Below are 15,513 nucleotides of genomic sequence, written 5' to 3' on the forward strand. Positions count from 1 at the left end.
TGCCGATGCTCAGTCGCGCACCTTGAGAATGGCATCATCCCAATAGATCAGCGCGTCGGCGCCATTGGCTTTCATGTGGGCGAGCGCCGCCTTGCGGCAGCGCTGGTCGGTGTTGATTTGCCGCGCCACCCAGCGGCGCCATCCGGGATCGGCTAAGGCGATGCGCTCGGCCGCCAAGAGGCCAGCGCCATGCGCCTCGCGAAGCGACTTGATGAGGGCGATCCACCGCTCTCGATCCGCCATTGCCGATCCGCCCGCGTCATTTTCTGTGCCGACCGACGCGATGCACAATGCCGGTATGAGCGGTGGATGGGCGGTTCAGAAGCCCCGTTCCGCCCATTCGCCTCACGCGAACCTGCCGTGGCAGTGCTTGAACTTCTTGCCGGAACCGCAGGGGCAGGCCTCGTTGCGGCCGACGCGGCCCCAGGTGGCGGGGTTGTTGGGGTCGCGCACGGGTTCGCCGCCCGACGGCACCAGCGTCGGCTCGCCGAAATCGGCGGCGCTGGCATAGCCGAGCTCGTCGGCGCCGGTCGAGGCGTCGATGTGGTGGGCCTCCATCGGCGGCAGCGGCTCGGGCTCCGGCGGCGCGGTCATCACCTCGACGCGCATCAACTGGGCGGTGACCGCCTCGCGCAGGCGCGCCAGCATCGCCTCGAACAGCTGGAAGGCCTCCGACTTGTACTCGTTCAGCGGGTCGCGCTGGCCGTAGCCGCGCAGGCCGATGACCTGGCGCAGATGGTCGAGCGTCACGAGATGCTCGCGCCAGAGATGGTCGAGCGTCTGCAAGAGGATCGACTTCTCGACATAGCGCATGATGTCGGGCCCGTACTGGGCGACCTTGGCGGCCATGATCTCGTCGGCGCGGTTGGTGATGCGCTCGCGCACCTCCTCGTCGGCGATGCCCTCCTCCTTCGCCCACTCCTCCACCGGCAGGTCGAGGCCGAGCGCGTTGCGGATCTCCTCGGCGAGGCCGGGCGTGTCCCACTGCTCGGGATAGGCGTTGGGCGGGATGTGCTTGGCGACGACGTCCTCGACGACACCGTGGCGCATCTCGGCCACGGTCTCGGCGACATCCTCGTCGCGCATCAGCTCGATGCGCTGCTCGAACACGACCTTGCGCTGGTCGTTCATCACGTCGTCGTATTTGAGCAGATTCTTGCGGATGTCGAAGTTGCGCGCCTCGACCTTGGCCTGCGCCTTTTCCAGCGCCTTGTTGATCCAGGGATGGACGATCGCCTCGCCGTGCTTCAGGCCGAGCCGCTGCAGCATGCCGTCCAGCCGGTCGGAGCCGAAGATGCGCATCAGGTCGTCTTCGAGCGACAGGAAGAAGTGCGAGTGGCCGGGGTCGCCCTGGCGGCCGGAGCGGCCGCGCAGCTGGTTGTCGATGCGCCGGCTCTCGTGGCGCTCGGTGCCGATGACGTAGAGGCCGCCGGCCTCCAGCGCCTTCTTCTTCAGCCGGGCGATCTCGTCGCGAATGCCCTGCTCGGCTGCCGCGCGCTGCTCGCCCTCGGGCAGGTCGGCGAGTTCATGGGCGATGCGCATGTCGGCATTGCCGCCGAGCTGGATGTCGGTGCCGCGGCCGGCCATGTTGGTGGCGATGGTAATGGCACCGGGCACGCCGGCCTGGGCGACGATGTAGCTTTCCTGCTCGTGGTGGCGGGCGTTCAGCACCGCGAACACCTTGTCCTCGGCGCTGCCCTGGTCGCCATCATAGAGCGGGCGGAAGGCGTCGGGGTCGGTGAAGTCCTTCTGGCGGAAGCCGCGCTGCTTGAGGAGTTCCGCCAGCAGTTCCGACTTCTCGATCGAGGTGGTGCCGACCAGCACGGGCTGGCCACGCGACTTGCAGTTGGTGATGAGGTCGATGATGGCGTTGTATTTCTCGCCGGCGGTCCGGTAGACCTCGTCGTCGTCGTCGACGCGCGAAACCGGCAGGTTGGTCGGGATCTCGATGACTTCCAGCTTGTAGATGTCCGCGAACTCGGCCGCCTCGGTATTGGCGGTGCCGGTCATGCCCGAGAGCTTCTCGTACATGCGGAAATAGTTCTGGAAGGTGATCGAGGCCAGCGTCTGGTTCTCGGGCTGAACCTGCACGCGCTCCTTCGCCTCGAGCGCCTGGTGCAGGCCTTCGGAATAGCGGCGGCCCGGCATCATGCGGCCGGTGAACTCGTCGATGATGACGACCTCGCCGTTACGGACGATGTAGTCCTTGTCGCGCTGGAACAGGGTGTGGGCGCGCAGGCCCTGGTTGACGTGATGGACGACGGAGACGTTCTCGACGTCGTACAGGCTGTCGCCCTTGAGCAGGCCGCCCTCGCGCAGCAGGTTCTCGATCTTCTCCATGCCGGCTTCGGTCATGGCGACGGAGCGCTGCTTCTCGTCGACCTCGTAATCCTCCTTCGACAGGCGGGGGATATAGGTGTCGATGGTGTTGTAGAAGTCGGAGCGGTCGTCGAGCGGGCCGGAGATGATGAGCGGGGTGCGGGCCTCGTCGATCAGGATCGAGTCGACTTCGTCGACCACGGCGAAATGATGCGGGCGCTGCACCATCTGACCGAGCTCGTATTTCATGTTGTCGCGCAGATAGTCGAAGCCGAGCTCGTTATTGGTCGCGTAGGTGACGTCGCAGGCGTACGCCGCGCGGCGCTCGTCGTCGTCCATGCCGTGCACGATGACGCCGACCGTGAGGCCGAGGAAGCGGTAGACGCGGCCCATCCACTCCGAGTCGCGCTTGGCGAGGTAGTCGTTGACGGTGACGACGTGGACGCCCTTGCCGGTCAGCGCATTGAGGTAGACGGGCGCGGTCGCGACCAGGGTCTTGCCTTCACCGGTGCGCATCTCGGCGATGCCGCGCTCGTGGAGCACCATGCCGCCGATGAGCTGCACGTCGAAGTGGCGCTGACCGAGCGCCCGCTTCGCGGCCTCCCGCACGGTGGCGAAGGCGGGCACCAGCAGGTCGTCGAGATCCTTGCCGTCGGCCAGCTGCTGGCGGAATTCGGCGGTGCGCGCGCGCAGAGCCTCGTCGGACAGGGCCGACACTTCCGGTTCGAGCGCGTTGATGGCGGCGACGCGGGGCTGATAGCCGCGCACGCGGCGGTCGTTGGCCGAGCCGAAGAGCTTTCGCGCGATTGCGCCGAACATGGGGTCTTCCAATCCGTGTCCCGTCAAAGCGGATGCGGGGCACGGCGGTGACGGGCCGCCGGACTCCGGGGTCGACGGCGGCGCCGGATCGCCCGCGTCACCGACAGCCGATCGAGACGCCATTTGCGGCCGAAATCGGGACGGGCCGGGCACGCGATCCCTGCGGGCGCCGCGCCATGCGGTCACATGCGCGCGAGCGCCGGGAGGTCCGTCGCCGCGTGCCACACTTATGAACGGGTTCGGGGGTTGTCAATCGCGGGCCGGGTCGCCCCGGCGCTGGCGCGGCTTACCGAATCGTAACGAAACGCCGCTTGCAACCGGAAGCGGACTGCGCCAGCTTTCGCGCCCCGAACCGTGCATAACCGCACCGCTCCAAGGACAGGTTCCATGCTCTTCCACTCTCCGCGTGCCGCGCGCATCGCCCGCACCGGCTTCGCTCTCGCGCTTGCCGGCGCCGTCGCCTTCCCGGCGCTGCCCGCCTTCGCGCAGGGCACGACGGCCGCGACCCCCGCTCCCGCCGCCGCGGCCACCACCGACGATCCGGTGCTCGCCACGGTGAACGGCCAGGCGATCCGCCGCAGCGATCTCAAGGTCGCCGAGGAGGAACTCGGCCCGAACCTGCCGCCCCAGCTCGTCGGGCCCGCCCGCGAGGATTACGTGCTCGGCTTCCTGATCGACCTCACCGCGCTGGCCCAGGCGGCCAAGGCGCAGAAGCTCGACCAGACCCCGGATTTCGCCAAGCAGATGGAATTCGTCCGCCAGCGCCTGCTGATGCAGGCGGTTCTCGCCGACGCCACCAAGGCGGCGCTGAGCGACGAGGCGATGAAGAAGACCTATGAAGAGGCGCTGAAGCAGCAGAAGCCGGAAGAGGAGGTGCATGCGCGCCACATCCTCATCCGCGTCGAGGATGCCGGCAACGAGAAGGCCTCGGCCGAGGCCAAGAAGAAGATCGAGGACGTCATCGCCCGCGTGAAGAAGGGCGAGGACTTCGCGACTGTCGCCAAGCAGGTGACCGAGGATCCCTCCGGCAAGCAGGACGGCGGCGATCTCGGCTTCTTCACCAAGGACCAGATGGTGCCGGAATTCGCCAATGTCGCCTTCGCGATGAAGCCGGGCGAGGTCTCGGAGCCGGTGAAGACGCAGTTCGGCTGGCACGTCATCAAGGTCGAGGAAAAGCGCGAGAAGCCGCTGCCGACGCTCGACCAGGTGAAGCCGCAGATCGAGCAGTATCTCGCCCAGAAGGCGCAGGCCGAACTGGTGCAGAACCTGCGCTCCGCCGCCAAGATCGAGAAGACCGACGCGGCGCCGAAGACCGACGCCCCGGCGCCGGGCGCGCCGGCTCCCGCCGCGCCGGATGCCGCGAAGCCCGCAACCCCCTGATCGGGACGCGCGGCCGGGCCGTCGGCTCGGCGAAACAGGATGGCGGCCGGGCTGGACCCGGCCGTTTTGGTGTCGGGCCCTGCCAGCTGCAACGGGGTGCGCGGGCGGGGCGAAAGATAAGGGCGGGGCGGGACGATGACGATGAACCGGAGCCGGCTGAGCGTGTCGGGTCGCGAGGTCGATGTCTGGCTGGGCGGGGAGGGGCAGCCGCTCCTGCTGCTGCATGGCGGCTGGGCGGGCGCGCAGGCGCATTGGGAACCGGTGTGGGACGGTCTGGCACTGCAGCACCGGGTGATCGCGCCGGACCTGCCGGGGATCGTCGACCATTTCGACCGGGCGCTGCCGACCTACGAGGCCTATGGCCGCTTCCTCAAGGAACTGCTCGAGGCGCTCGGCGCGCAGGGCGCGATCGTCTGCGGCAATTCGCTCGGCGCCAGCATCGCCTGGGACATGGCGAGCCGCCACAACGGCACCGTGGCCCGGGCCGTTCTGGTCGACGGATTTCCGCCGCGCCCGCCCTCCGGTCCGGTGCGCTGGATGATGGGCGTCGGCTTCCTGCGCCGGATGGCCGAGCGCCAGCTGCGCCGCAGCTTCTACAGCCCGGATGTGTTCGACCGCGCCTTCCATGATCTCACCCGTATCCCGCCCGAGCTGCGCGACCGGCTGGAGGCCGGCGAGCCGGGCATGGCGGCGACGATGCTGACCCTGCTGATGTCGGTCGACGAGCCGACCCGCCCGCCGCGCGTTCCGGTCGATTTCATCTGGGGCGCGAACGACCGGCTCGACGGCGTGACGGCGGTCGACGGGCGTGTGCTGAGTTCCCGCGTGCCCGGCAGCAAGCTGGTGCTGGTGAAGGATGCGGGGCACCTGCCGCAGGTCGACAATCCCGGCGGCTTCCTTGCCGCGTTCGATTCCGTCGCCTCGCACCGCTCCGGGGGCGGCGCGGGCTGAGGCGCGCGGGGGGCACGCACCGCCAAGCCCCTTGTTTGCGACAGCGGCTTCCGGCACATGCTCGGGGATGGCGCCCGTCGCCGCCACGCTTTGAAAATGCCCGCCGCCACCCCCTGCTCATGAGCCGCGCCATGTCCTCGACCGTCTCCCCGCTCGCGCCCAAGCACACGCCCGATGTCGGCCCCGTAGCCGGGGTGCGCTTCGCCACGGCCGAGGGCGGCATCCGCTACAAGGGGCGCACCGACGTGCTGCTGCTGGCGCTCGATGCGGGCACCAGCGTCGCCGGCGTGTTCACCCGCTCGAAGTGCCCCTCGGCGCCCGTCGAGTGGTGCCGCGACCGGCTGCCCGGCGGCCACGCCCGCGGGCTGGTGGTGAATTCCGGCAACGCCAACGCCTTCACCGGCGCCAAGGGGCGCGAGTCGACGGCCCGCACGGCCGAAATCGCGGCGAAGGCACTCGGCTGCACGCCGGACGAGATCTTCCTCGCCTCGACCGGGGTGATCGGCGAGCCGCTGGACGCCGAGAAGTTCGCCGGCCTGCTGGAGACGACTGCGAAGCGGCTGGCGCCGTTGCCGTGGATCGACGCGGCGCGGGCGATCATGACGACGGACACCTTCCCCAAGCTCGCCACCGCCACGGCGAAGATCGACGGCGTCGAGGTGACCATCGCCGGCATGGCCAAGGGTGCGGGGATGATCGCGCCCGATATGGCGACGATGCTCTCCTTCGTCTTCACCGACGCGCCGATCGAGGCAGAGGTCCTTCAGAAGCTGCTGTCGAAGGGCGTCACCGACAGCTTCAACGCGGTGACCATCGACGGCGACACCTCGACCTCGGATACGCTGCTGATGTTCGCGACCGGAGCGGCCGCGGCCCGTGGCGTCGGCCGGGTGAGCGACCCGGCCGACCGGCGCCTCGCCGCCTTCCGCCGCGCGCTCGGCCATGTGCTGGCCGACCTCGCCGAGCAGGTGGCCCGGGACGGGGAGGGCGCGCGCAAGCTGGTGAAGATCCACGTCACCGGCGCGGTCTCCAAGCGCTCGGCCCGGCGCATCGCCATGTCAATCGCCAATTCGCCGCTGGTGAAGACCGCCATTGCCGGCGAGGACGCGAACTGGGGGCGGGTTGTCATGGCGGTCGGCAAGGCCGGGGAGCCGGCCGAGCGCGACCGTCTCGCCATCAAGTTCGGGCCGATCCAGGTGGCGGCGGGCGGGGCGCGCGATCCCTCCTACGACGAAGCCGAGGTGTCGGCCTACATGAAGGGCGACGTCATCGACCTTTCGGTCGATCTCGGTCTCGGCCGGGGCAGCGACCGGGTGATGACCTGCGACCTCACTAAGGAATATGTCGCCATCAACGGCGATTACCGCTCGTGACGACGCGCGGCGGCGCCGGTAGGGCCGGATTTCGGCGATCGGCGCAGCCCGGCGTTAACACCCTCCCGCTAGTCTCCGGAGACGTCTCGTGAAGCTCGTCCTCGTCGCCGCCTGCGCCCTGGTCGATACTGACGGCCGCGTGCTCATCACCGAGCGCCCGGCCGGCAAGGCGCTCGCCGGCCTCTGGGAATTTCCCGGCGGCAAGGTCGAGCCGAACGAGCGGCCGGAACAGACGCTGATCCGCGAGCTGGCGGAAGAGCTGGGCATTGCGGTCAAGGAGGCCTGCATCGCCCCGCTCACCTTCGCCAGCCACGCCTATGAGGATTTCCACCTCCTGATGCCGCTGTGGATCTGCCGGCGCTGGGAGGGGATACCGCAGGGGCGCGAGGGCCAGCGCCTCGCCTGGGTGCGTCCGCAGAAGCTGCGCGACTATCCCATGCCGCCGGCCGACGAGCCGCTGATCCCGGCGCTCGTCGACATCATCGGCTCCGGCGGATAGGGATGCCGCCGCTTCGCGAGGCGCGCATGACACCGATCCCGACCTTCTCCAGCCGCCCGTCCGCGGCCGCTCTGCCCGGCCTGTTCCTGCGTGACCAGAGCGCGGCGACGGCGATCGAATACGCGATCATCGCCGGCGGCATCGCCGTGGTCATCGCGGTGTCGGTCGCGCAGCTGGGGCAGAATGTCCTCGCCAATTACGTGCTCGTCTCCGAGGCGACGACGCCGCGCTGAGCGCCGACCTCAGTCGCCGTTCCGATCGAGCGGCTGCTCGCGCGTGCCGAGCGCGTCGGCAAGGCGCATCTTCGCCGAGCCCGGGCGCAGGGGCTTGGGCTGGCTCTCGTCCGGCGCCCAGCCGGAAATCCAGGCGATCTCGAAGGTCGCGCGCAGGCGCCCGTCCGGATCGGCGAAGCGCTCCGCATACACCTCCGCGAGCCGCGCCAGCGTAGGGCGGGTGAGCGGCCGGCGGGTGCGGGCGGCCAAGGGGTTGGCGGCGCCCATCCGGCGCAGATCCGCGAAAAGGGCGAAAGGATCGGCGTAGCGCACCACCACGCGGTCGACATCGGTCACCGGCAGGGCGAAGCCGGCGCGCTGGAGCAGGGCGCCGAGATCGCGCAGGTCCGGGAAGGGGGCGACGCGCGGGGAAATGCCGCCCAGCGTCTCGATCTCGGCGATCGCGAAAGCCTCCCGCAACTCATTGAGAGTGCCGGCGCCGAACAGGGCGGCCAGCAGCAGGCCGTCCGGGCGCAGCGCGCGGCGCAGCTGCACGAGCGTGCCGGGCAGGTCGTTGGCCGCCTGCAGGGCCAGCGCCGACACCACGAGATCGAGCGAAGCGGGCGCGAAGGGCAGGGCTTCGGCATCGGCGGCGACATCGATATCGCCACGCTCCAGCGGGCCGGCGACGATGAGCCGGGTGATCATGGCGGGATCGCCGAGGTGCGTACGCAGGCTGTCCGCCGGGGTGGCGAGATCGGCGGCGAGCTCGAAGTGGCGCTTGACGGCCGCGAGGCGGTCGGCGAGGTCCTCGGCGACCCTTTCGAGCAGGAACGTTTCCGGGCCCAGTGCCCGCGCGCGCCGCCGTCTCGCGGCCAGCGCGCGTGGCTCGAACACCTCGACCGGACCCGACATCGCGTCATCTCCCGCGCCCGTTGCTGCCCGGGCCGCCCGCCCAGCCATAGGCGTCCGGCGGGCGGGGGTCAAAGGGCGCGGGCGTGCTACACTGCGCACATGCACACCGACCCGCTCGCCGACGACGATGCCACCGCGCCGCCAGCGACGCGGGCGTCACGGATTGCCGGCGCCTTCCGCGGCGTCGGGCGAACGGTTCTCGACCTCGTGATGCCGCCGACCTGCGTCGCGTGCCGGGTGCCGGTGATGGAGCCGGGCTGCCTGTGCGCGCGCTGCTGGAGCCGGCTCGATTTCATCGAGCGGCCCTGGTGCGAGCGCCTCGGCCTGCCCTTCGCCTTCGACAGCGGGATCCGGGTGTCGGCGCAGGCGCTTGCCGAACCGCCCGCCTATGCGCGGGCGCGCGCCGCGGTCACCTTCGGCGAGGTGGCCCGCGACCTCGTCCATGCGCTGAAGTACCAGGACCGCACCGAGGCGGCGGTGCCGATGGCGCGGCTGATGGCGCGGACGGGGGCGGAACTGCTCGCCGATGCCGATGCGCTGGTGCCGGTGCCGCTGCACTGGCGGCGGCTGTGGCAACGGCGCTTCAACCAGTCCGGTCTGCTGGCGCAGGCGATCGGCCGCGGCTCCGGCGTTCCCGTCCGTCACGACTTTCTGGTGCGTACGCGGGCGGGTCATCCGCAGGTCGGTCTCTCGCGCACGGAGCGGGCCGGCAACGTCGCCGGCGCCTTCGCGGTGCCGGAACTGCAACGCGCCGAACTGGCGGGGCGGCGGGTGGTCCTCGTCGACGACGTGCTCACCACCGGCGCGACGCTCGATGCGGCCGCCAAGGCGCTGGTCCGCGCCGGCGCCGCGCGCGTGGACGTGCTGGTCTTCGCGAGGGTTGTTGATGCGGGCGCCCCGCCCATATCATAGGGATTCGCCGGCAGCGCCGGTTCGAGGATCCGAGTTTCATAATGCCCGCCGTGGATATCTACACGACCAGCACCTGCCCCTATTGCCATGCGGCCAAGGACCTCCTGCGCCGCAAGGGCGTCACCTTTTCGGAGATCAATGTCGCCGGCGATCCAACGGCGCGGGCGGCGATGACGGCGCGCGCCAACGGGCGGACGACGGTGCCGCAGATCTTCATCGGACCGACCCATGTCGGCGGTTGCGACGACCTTTACGCCCTCGACGCCGCGGGCCGGCTCGATCCGCTGCTCAACGCCTGATCGCCCGTCACGGAGAGTGCCATGAGCCCGACCGCCGCCGACACCGAACCGACGCCGTTCCGCGCCGCGCTGGTGCAGATGCGCACGGCGCGTTCGATCGCGGCCAATGTCGCGGCGGCATCGACGCTGATCCGCGCGGCGGCGGCCGAGGGCGCGACCTATATCCAGACGCCCGAGATGACCGGGACGATGGAGGAGAGCCGGCAGTCGCTGTTCGCCGTGCTGAGCGAGGAAGCGGACGATCCGGCGTTGAAGAGTTTCCGGGCGCTGGCGGCGGAACTGCGCATCCATCTGCACATCGGTTCGCTGGCGGTGCGGGCGAGCGAGCACCGTGCGGCCAACCGTTCCTACCTGATCGGGCCGGACGGGGGCATCCTCGCCTGGTACGACAAGATCCATATGTTCGACGTCGACCTGCCCAATGGCGACGTCTACCGCGAATCCGAGGTCTATCGCCCCGGCGACCGCGCGGTGGTGGCGGACCTTCCGGGCATCCGGCTGGGCTTCACCATCTGCTACGACCTGCGCTTCCCGGCGCTGTTCCGCGCGCTCGCCGAAGCCGGCGCCGGCATGATCGCGGTGCCCGCCGCCTTCACCCGATCCACCGGCGAGGCGCACTGGCATACGCTGCTCAAGGCGCGGGCGATCGAGACGGGATCGTTCGTGCTCGCGGCCGCGCAGGGCGGCAAGCACGAGAACGGGCGCGAGACCTATGGCCACAGCGTGATCATCGATCCCTGGGGCACGGTTCTGGCCGAGGCGGGGACGGAGCCGGGTTTTATCACCGCCGAGATCGATCCGGCCAAGGTGAAACAGGTGCGCGGGCGCATCCCCTCGCTGCAGAACGGGCGGCGCTTCGAACTGGTGCTGCCGCCGGAACCCGGCAATCTCCACCTCGTCCCCTCTGGCGACGCCGCATGATCCGCTACACGCTGAACTGCGCCAAGGGGCACGATTTCGAGAGTTGGTTCCGCGATTCGGCCGCTTACGACGCGCAGCGGGCGCGCAAGCTGGTGGCCTGCCCGGCCTGCGGTTCGACCGAGGTCGAGAAGGCGATCATGGCGCCTTCGATCCGCCCCAGCGAGCGAGTGGCCGCGGTGCCGGCCGAGGCGGGGGCTGCCGTGCCGGGACCGTCCGCATCCGGCCCGTCCGCCGTCGGGCCGGCGACGGCGCAGCCGGTGGCGCTGATGTCGGAGCGCGAGCAGGCGCTGCGCGCGATGATCCGCGCGGTGCGGGAGCATGTCACCAGCCATGCGGATTATGTGGGCGAGGACTTCGCCACACTGGCGCGGCAGATGCATGAGGGCGATGTCGAGCACCGCTCGATCTATGGCGAGGCGAGCGCCGAGGAGATCCGTGCGCTGATCGAGGACGAGATCGAGATCCATCCGTTGCCGGCGCTGCCGGATGAGCGGAACTGACGTCGCGACCGAGGAGGCCCGGAATGCCCGTGCGTGGTGTGCTTGCCGCCTGCCTGCTCGTCGCCGCCGGTATGTCCGCCGACGCCGGGCAGGGGCGCTATCTGTTCGACGTGGTGAAGGCGGCGCCCTACCGGGACAGCTATGAACGCCTCGTCGCGCCGCTGCGCAAGACAGCGCGCTGGGTCGTTGGCGCGCAGGGTGTCGGCGGCGCGTCGGTGAATGTGAACGTCGACGGCCGGGCGTTCGAGGTCTTCTCGCTCTGCCAGCCGCATGACTGCCACGACAACCGGCTGGCGGTGCTGTTCAGCGCCGATGCGCGCCAGGCCTATGGCGCCTTCCGCACGCCGAAGGGCACGACTTATCTTGGCAAGCCGGATCCGGTGCAGCAGCGGGCGCTCGAGGGCGGCTTCAACTAGCGGACGGGGTTACCGCGCGGGCCTTCTCGATGGCCGGCAGCAGCCGGTCCTTCAGGCCGTCGGCGTCGAGGGGGCCGACGAACTTGTAGGCGATCTTCCCGTCCGGCCCGATCACGAAGGTTTCCGGTACGCCGTAGACACCCCAGTCGATCGCCGCGCGGCCGGCCGTATCGACGCCGACCGCCGCGAAGGGGTTGCCGAAGCGCCCGAGGAAGCGGCGGGCATTCTCGGCATCGTCCTTGTAGTTGAGGCCGATCAGGCGGATCCCCGGCACCTTCGAGAGCTCGACCAGGAAGGGGTGCTCGTCGCGGCAGGGCACGCACCAGGACGCCCACACGTTCAGGACGGTGATGCCGCCGGCGAAGTCGGCCGGCGCGATGCCGGGGACGGGAGCGCCGTCGCGCGCGAGCCCTTCGAGCGGCGGCAGGGTGACGGCGGGCGCCGCCCGGCCGATCAGGGCCGAGGGCAGCCGCGACGGATCGCCCGAGAACAGGCGCCCGTAGAACAGTGCGGCGAGGACGGCGAAGGCGATGAGCGGCAATGCCACCAGCAGCCGGCTGACGCGGCGCGGGGCGGGTCCGGACGTCTCGGGCGCGCTCACGGCTCGACGTCCCGCGCGGCCGAGCGGCGGGTAATCCCCCGCGCCTCGAGTTCGGCGAGGGCCCGCCGGACGGCGCGCCCGTCAACCGCGATCTTCAGCGCCAGCGCCATAAGGACGAGCGCCGCCCCGAGATAGGCGGCGAGGATGAAGAAGCCGTGCTGATCCGCCATGGTCGGCCCTTCAGGCAAAAGCCGCTTCGGCGGCGGCGCGGGCCTCGAGCGCGCGCAGACGCCGGTAGAGGATCTCGTTGCGCATCGCCGCCAGATGCAGCGTCAGCATCAATCCGGTGAAGCCGGCGGCGCTCAGCAGCAACGGCCAGAGCATGGTGGGATCGATGGTCGGACCGTCCATGCGGAACACCGAAGCGGGCTGGTGCAGCGTGCTCCACCAGTCGACCGAGAACTTGACGATCGGCACGTTGACGAAGCCGACGAGGGTCAGGACCGCCGCCGCGCGGCCGCCCTGGTTGGGATCCTCGATCGCCGAGCGCAGCGCGATCAGGCCGAGATAGAGCAGCAGCAGGACCAGCATCGAGGTGAGGCGGGCATCCCAGACCCAGTAGGTGCCCCACATCGGCCGGCCCCACAGCGACCCGGTCAGCAGGCAGAGGAAGGCGAAGACCGCGCCGATCGGCGTCAGCGCCTTGTGCGCGACATCGGCCAGCGGATGGCGCCAGACCAGTATGCCGAGCGACGACGCGGCGAGCATGGAGTAGCCGAACAGCGCGAGCCAAGCGAACGGCACGTGGATGTACATGATGCGCACGGTCTCGCCCTGCTGGTAGTCCGCGGGCGCGGTGAAGGCGAGATAGAAACCGGCGGCGAGCAGCACGGCCGTCACCGCCGCGAGCCACGGCAGGATCCGGGCCGACAGGGCGAGGAAGCGGGTGGGGTTCGCAAGGTCGAGCAGCGCCATCGCGGCGTTCTAGTCGCAGCCGCGTGCGCCCGCAATGGCGGTGCCATCCGGGCCAACGCGGACGTGATCGCCTGCGTCAGCTCTTCGCAGCCGCGCGGTATCAATATGACGTTGGGGCAGGTATCCGGCGGCGATGAACAATTGGTGAATGCCATGTTCAGCCTCGATTTCGCCCGGCTTGCCTAGCTTGCTCCCAATCGACGTGATTCCGCTTGAATGCGTCATCCAGAGCACACATGAGGTGCCCCGATCGGGGGCCTCGGCGCGAGGGAGACCAGCCATGATCCCGACCCACTCCGCGACCCAGACCCCGAGCTTCCTGCGCATCCGCCGCGCCAACCCGTCCGACCTGCCGGAGATCCGGCGCCTGCAGGCCGCGGCGCTGCGGGGCTTCGCCCGGCGCGTCCATGGCTCCGAAGTGGTGGAATCGCTGATCCCGCGCATCGGCGACTTCGATGTCGAGCTGGTGTCCGACGGCACCTTCTTCCTCGCCGAGATCGAGGGCGAGGCGGTGGCCTGCGGCGGCTGGTCGGTGCGCGAGCCGAGCTTCATGGGCAGCGAGATCGAGCTGCCGACCACCGGCGGCGTCGATGTGCCCCATCTGCACGGCGTGTTCGTGCACCCGCTGTTCATCGGCAACGGCATCGGTTCAATCCTGCTGGAGAAGATCGACTCCGACCTGCGCGGTCAGGGATTTGCCCGCGCCCGCATCGCCGCGACGCTGTCGGCCGAAGGGTTCTTCGCGCACCGCGGCTGGCGCCGGCAGGGCGCGGTGTTCGGCGCGCTGGAGGGCGGGCTGATCTTTGTCGGCATGGGCATGGAGAAGCGCTTCGCCTCGGAACTGCGCCTCGCCGCCTGAGCACCGGGCCGGAACCATGGGTTTCCTCCCACAGGGCGCCGCGGGCGCCCTTCTTCTTGCGCTCGGCGCCGGGCCGGCCCTCGCCAGCGGCGGCTTCGACTGTTCGGCGTCGGACGGCAAGGTGAAGCTCGCCGTTTCCGGCGGCGTCAGCCGTGGGCTCGGCGGGCGGCCGTTCAATGTCGAGGGCACGCTGGAGGTGCTGAAGGCGAAGGTGGCGGCGGATTTCCGCAAGGTCGCCTTCACCGGCGACGACCTCGCCCAGAATTGGCTCGACGGACGCGAACTGCGGCTGCGGCTTTATCGCGAGCGCGCGGGCGACACGCCGCACGGCTATGTCGAGATCGCGATTGTCACGCGCGCCAAGGACGAACTCGACTTCGCCGGCACCTATACGGTCGAGGTCTACGAGGCCGATACCGGCTCGGACGGCAAGGTGACGATCAAGGGCAAGGTGGCCTGCTCGGTCGAGTGAGCGGGCACCGGCATCGCCGACGCCCGCCCCGGCCCTCAGCTCGTCGCCGCGAAACGGTTGGTGGCCGCGAGCAGCGCGGCAAGGATACCCGGTTCGCTATAGGCGTGGCCGGCATCGTCGATCAGCTGGAACTCGGCTTCCGGCCAGGCGCGGTGCAGGTCCCACGCCGTGCGCACCGGCGTCGCCATGTCCCAGCGACCCTGCACGATGACGCCGGGGATGGCGCGCAGCTTGTGCGCGTCGCGCAGCAGGCGGCCTTCCTCCATGAAGCCGGCATGGACGAAGTAATGGTTCTCGATCCGCGCGAAGGCGATGGCGAATGCGTCATTGCCGAACGCGCTGGCCATGGCGGGGTCGGGCCTGACGGTGAGCGTGCGCCCCTCCCACAGGCTCCACGCCCGCGCCGCCTCGAGCTGCACCGCCGGATCGGGATCGACCAGACGGCGGCGATAGGCGGCCATCATGTCGCCGCGCTCGGCTTCCGGGATCGGCGCGAGGAATTCCTCCCACAGATCCGGGAAGACGTTGGAGGCGCCTTCCTGATAATACCAGAGCAGCTCCGAGCGGCGCAGCGCGAAGATGCCGCGCAGGACCAGCTCGGTCACGCGCTCGGGGTGGGTCTCGGCATAGGAGAGCGCCAGCGTCGAGCCCCAGGAGCCGCCGAACACCAGCCATTTGTCGATGCCGTGCAGCTCGCGCAGCCGCTCGATGTCGGCGACGAGGTGCCAGGTGGTGTTCGCTTCGAGCTCGGCATGGGGCAGCGAGCGCCCGCAGCCGCGCTGGTCGAACAGGATGACGTTGTAGCGCTCGGGGTCGAACAGGCGCCGGTGGTTCGGCGAGCAGCCGCCGCCCGGGCCGCCGTGCAGGAACACGGCCGGCTTGCCCTCCGGATTGCCGCAGGCCTCCCAGTAGACCTGGTGGCCGTCACCGACATCCAGCAGGCCGTGGGCATAGGGTTCGATCGGCGGGTAGAGCGAGGGCGTGACCATCGGGCGATTCCGGGTGAGGAACGAATCGCCGCACGCTATCACCAAGCGCGTCCGGCACGCAGCACCGGCCACTTCCTTGACTTTGCCACGGTCGGAAGCTAGGAACGCGCTCCCCTGCGAGACGTGCGAAGCCGTCCCGCCGACCGGGCTACGAGCCCGGA

19 protein-coding genes are annotated in these 15,513 nt (G+C 70.0%); 12 read left to right on the top strand and 7 right to left on the bottom strand.

Going from position 1 to position 15,513, the window contains the following annotated elements; all coding sequences use genetic code 11:
- Positions 1-9: 9 nt before the first annotated feature.
- Together ACEUEL_RS00585 and secA are read right to left on the bottom strand one after the other, a co-directional pair.
- On the bottom strand, positions 10-291 hold the full coding sequence (locus ACEUEL_RS00585; RefSeq protein WP_405701084.1) for a hypothetical protein: 282 nt from the start codon (positions 289-291) through the stop codon (positions 10-12).
- A gap of 54 nt (positions 292-345) precedes the next feature.
- Positions 346-3,138, bottom strand: a complete 2,793-nt coding sequence (secA, locus tag ACEUEL_RS00590; protein ID WP_405701087.1) for a preprotein translocase subunit SecA — start codon at positions 3,136-3,138, stop codon at positions 346-348.
- Between the two features lie 387 nt (positions 3,139-3,525).
- Here secA and ACEUEL_RS00595 point away from each other — a divergent pair, with 387 nt between their 5' ends.
- The 5 genes from ACEUEL_RS00595 (at position 3,526) to ACEUEL_RS00615 (ending at position 7,574) form a co-directional block, all read left to right on the top strand.
- Positions 3,526-4,518, top strand: a complete 993-nt coding sequence (locus tag ACEUEL_RS00595) for a peptidylprolyl isomerase (protein ID WP_405701089.1) — start codon at positions 3,526-3,528, stop codon at positions 4,516-4,518.
- A 141-nt stretch (positions 4,519-4,659) separates the two neighbouring features.
- Positions 4,660-5,469: an alpha/beta fold hydrolase gene (locus ACEUEL_RS00600; RefSeq protein ID WP_405701091.1), complete on the top strand. Its 810-nt coding sequence runs from the start codon at positions 4,660-4,662 to the stop codon at positions 5,467-5,469.
- Positions 5,470-5,600: 131 nt separating this feature from the next.
- Positions 5,601-6,842, top strand: a complete 1,242-nt coding sequence (gene argJ / locus ACEUEL_RS00605) for a bifunctional glutamate N-acetyltransferase/amino-acid acetyltransferase ArgJ (RefSeq protein WP_405701093.1) — start codon at positions 5,601-5,603, stop codon at positions 6,840-6,842.
- Between the two features lie 88 nt (positions 6,843-6,930).
- Positions 6,931-7,341, top strand: a complete 411-nt coding sequence (mutT, locus tag ACEUEL_RS00610) for an 8-oxo-dGTP diphosphatase MutT (RefSeq protein WP_405701095.1) — start codon at positions 6,931-6,933, stop codon at positions 7,339-7,341.
- A 26-nt stretch (positions 7,342-7,367) separates the two neighbouring features.
- On the top strand, positions 7,368-7,574 hold the full coding sequence (locus tag ACEUEL_RS00615; protein WP_405701097.1) for a Flp family type IVb pilin: 207 nt from the start codon (positions 7,368-7,370) through the stop codon (positions 7,572-7,574).
- A gap of 9 nt (positions 7,575-7,583) precedes the next feature.
- Here the strand turns inward: ACEUEL_RS00615 and ACEUEL_RS00620 are convergent, their stop codons facing one another.
- Positions 7,584-8,468 (bottom strand): methyltransferase domain-containing protein, encoded by an 885-nt coding sequence (locus ACEUEL_RS00620; RefSeq protein WP_405701099.1) that lies wholly within the window; start codon positions 8,466-8,468, stop codon positions 7,584-7,586.
- 99 nt (positions 8,469-8,567) lie between these two features.
- On the opposite strand from ACEUEL_RS00620, the gene ACEUEL_RS00625 reads away from it, so the two are divergent.
- The 5 genes from ACEUEL_RS00625 to ACEUEL_RS00645 are packed head-to-tail and all read left to right on the top strand — an operon-like array spanning position 8,568 to position 11,516.
- Entirely contained in the window at positions 8,568-9,380 is an 813-nt protein-coding gene (locus ACEUEL_RS00625; protein WP_405701100.1) for a ComF family protein, read from the top strand.
- 41 nt (positions 9,381-9,421) lie between these two features.
- Positions 9,422-9,679, top strand: a complete 258-nt coding sequence (grxC, locus tag ACEUEL_RS00630; protein ID WP_405701103.1) for a glutaredoxin 3 — start codon at positions 9,422-9,424, stop codon at positions 9,677-9,679.
- Between the two features lie 21 nt (positions 9,680-9,700).
- The gene (locus tag ACEUEL_RS00635; protein WP_405701105.1) at positions 9,701-10,600 is read left to right on the top strand and encodes a carbon-nitrogen hydrolase family protein; all 900 of its coding nucleotides are present in this window, start codon (positions 9,701-9,703) and stop codon (positions 10,598-10,600) included.
- Positions 10,597-11,100: a DUF1178 family protein gene (locus tag ACEUEL_RS00640; protein WP_405701107.1), complete on the top strand. Its 504-nt coding sequence runs from the start codon at positions 10,597-10,599 to the stop codon at positions 11,098-11,100. The genes ACEUEL_RS00635 and ACEUEL_RS00640 overlap by 4 nt, the downstream gene beginning before the upstream one ends.
- Positions 11,101-11,123: 23 nt before the next feature.
- Complete coding sequence (locus ACEUEL_RS00645) at positions 11,124-11,516, top strand: Ivy family c-type lysozyme inhibitor (protein ID WP_405701109.1); 393 nt, start codon at positions 11,124-11,126, stop codon at positions 11,514-11,516.
- On the opposite strand, the gene ACEUEL_RS00650 is transcribed toward ACEUEL_RS00645, so the two are convergent.
- The 3 genes from ACEUEL_RS00650 to ACEUEL_RS00660 are packed head-to-tail and all read right to left on the bottom strand — an operon-like array spanning position 11,509 to position 13,032.
- Positions 11,509-12,117, bottom strand: a complete 609-nt coding sequence (locus tag ACEUEL_RS00650) for a DsbE family thiol:disulfide interchange protein (RefSeq protein WP_405701112.1) — start codon at positions 12,115-12,117, stop codon at positions 11,509-11,511. The two genes, ACEUEL_RS00645 and ACEUEL_RS00650, sit on opposite strands and share 8 nt — an antisense overlap.
- Positions 12,114-12,287, bottom strand: coding sequence for a heme exporter protein CcmD (gene ccmD / locus ACEUEL_RS00655; protein ID WP_405701114.1), 174 nt, complete (start codon positions 12,285-12,287; stop codon positions 12,114-12,116). The genes ACEUEL_RS00650 and ccmD overlap by 4 nt, the downstream gene beginning before the upstream one ends.
- Before the next feature lie 10 nt (positions 12,288-12,297).
- Entirely contained in the window at positions 12,298-13,032 is a 735-nt protein-coding gene (locus ACEUEL_RS00660) for a heme ABC transporter permease (RefSeq protein ID WP_405701117.1), read from the bottom strand.
- Between the two features lie 280 nt (positions 13,033-13,312).
- Here ACEUEL_RS00660 and ACEUEL_RS00665 point away from each other — a divergent pair, with 280 nt between their 5' ends.
- Positions 13,313-13,891 carry a GNAT family N-acetyltransferase gene (locus tag ACEUEL_RS00665; protein ID WP_405701119.1) on the top strand — a complete coding sequence of 193 codons (579 nt, stop codon included), beginning with the start codon at positions 13,313-13,315 and terminating at the stop codon, positions 13,889-13,891.
- Between the two features lie 16 nt (positions 13,892-13,907).
- Positions 13,908-14,363 (top strand): hypothetical protein, encoded by a 456-nt coding sequence (locus ACEUEL_RS00670; protein ID WP_405701121.1) that lies wholly within the window; start codon positions 13,908-13,910, stop codon positions 14,361-14,363.
- Between the two features lie 35 nt (positions 14,364-14,398).
- Here the strand turns inward: ACEUEL_RS00670 and pip are convergent, their stop codons facing one another.
- A complete protein-coding gene (pip, locus tag ACEUEL_RS00675) occupies positions 14,399-15,352 on the bottom strand; it encodes a prolyl aminopeptidase (protein ID WP_405701124.1) in 954 nt (317 codons plus the stop codon).
- Positions 15,353-15,513 lie beyond the last annotated feature (161 nt).

The sequence above is a fragment of the Ancylobacter terrae genome, assembly GCF_045108345.1.
In the GTDB taxonomy this organism is placed as follows: domain Bacteria; phylum Pseudomonadota; class Alphaproteobacteria; order Rhizobiales; family Xanthobacteraceae; genus Ancylobacter.